The organism is Pseudomonas sp. (assembly GCF_050739655.1).
In the GTDB taxonomy this organism is placed as follows: Bacteria; Pseudomonadota; Gammaproteobacteria; order Pseudomonadales; family Pseudomonadaceae; genus Aquipseudomonas.
Map to the genome: position 1 here is coordinate 1 of NZ_JBOIBY010000536.1, position 1,296 is coordinate 1,296.

A 1,296-nucleotide genomic window follows, 5' to 3' on the forward strand; every position below is an offset into this window, starting at 1 on the left:
TGCGTCACTAATTTTGCGAGGGCTTTATGGCTCGTACTACACCGATTAATCGCTACCGTAACATTGGTATCGTTGCTCACGTGGATGCTGGTAAAACCACCACCACCGAGCGCGTCCTTTTTTACACGGGCAAAAGCCACAAGATGGGCGAGGTGCATGACGGCGCCGCGACCACGGACTGGATGGTGCAGGAGCAGGAGCGTGGTATTACCATCACTTCTGCTGCTATTACCGCCTTCTGGCAGGGCTCTGCCAAGCAGCACAAGGACCAGTACCGTTTCAACGTCATCGATACCCCGGGCCACGTAGACTTCACTATTGAAGTTGAGCGTTCCCTGCGTGTACTCGACGGCGCGGTCGTTGTGTTCTGCGGTACTTCCGGCGTTGAACCTCAGTCCGAAACCGTATGGCGTCAAGCCAACAAGTACGGTGTTCCACGTATCGTTTACGTGAACAAGATGGACCGTGCCGGTGCGAACTTCCTGCGTGTGATCGCTCAGATCAAACAGCGTCTGGGTCACACTCCGGTGCCTATCCAGTTGGCTATCGGTTCCGAAGACAACTTCCAGGGTCAGATCGATCTGATGACCATGGAAGCCGTTTACTGGAACGATGCCGACAAGGGTATGACTCCTCGTCGTGAAGCTATCCCTGCTGAATTGCAGGAACTGGCTGAAGAGTGGCGCAACAACATGGTTGAGGCTGCGGCCGAAGCCAACGAAGAACTGATGAACAAGTACCTCGAGGGTGAAGAGCTCACCGTTGAGGAAATTAAGGCCGCTCTGCGTCAGCGTACTATCGCTGGTGAGATCGTTCTGGCTGTTTGCGGTTCTTCCTTCAAGAACAAGGGTGTTCCCCTGGTTCTCGACGCCGTTATCGACTACCTGCCAGCACCGACTGACATTCCTGCCATCAAGGGTTCCGATCCGGATGACGAAGAAGTTCAGATGGAGCGTCATGCAGACGACAACGAGCCGTTCTCGGCTCTGGCGTTCAAGATTGCTACCGACCCATTCGTGGGTACCTTGACCTTCGTCCGTGTTTACTCGGGCGTGTTGGCCTCCGGCGACGGCGTGATCAACTCGGTCAAAGGCAAGAAAGAGCGTGTGGGTCGTATGGTGCAGATGCACGCAAACGCCCGTGAAGAGATCAAGGAAGTGCGCGCTGGCGACATCGCGGCCCTGATCGGCATGAAGGACGTCACCACTGGTGAAACCTTGTGCAACGCTGACAAGCCAATCATCCTGGTTCGCATGGACTTCCCGGAGCCGGTTATTTCGGTTGCCGTTGAGCCTA

General features: G+C 55.4%; 1 protein-coding gene. It reads left to right on the top strand.

The features are described from left to right. Window positions 1-26 precede the first annotated feature (26 nt). Window positions 27-1,296 (top strand): elongation factor G (gene fusA / locus ACRESJ_RS25795; protein ID WP_431760391.1); only part of this gene is annotated, 1,270 nt, incomplete at its 3' end.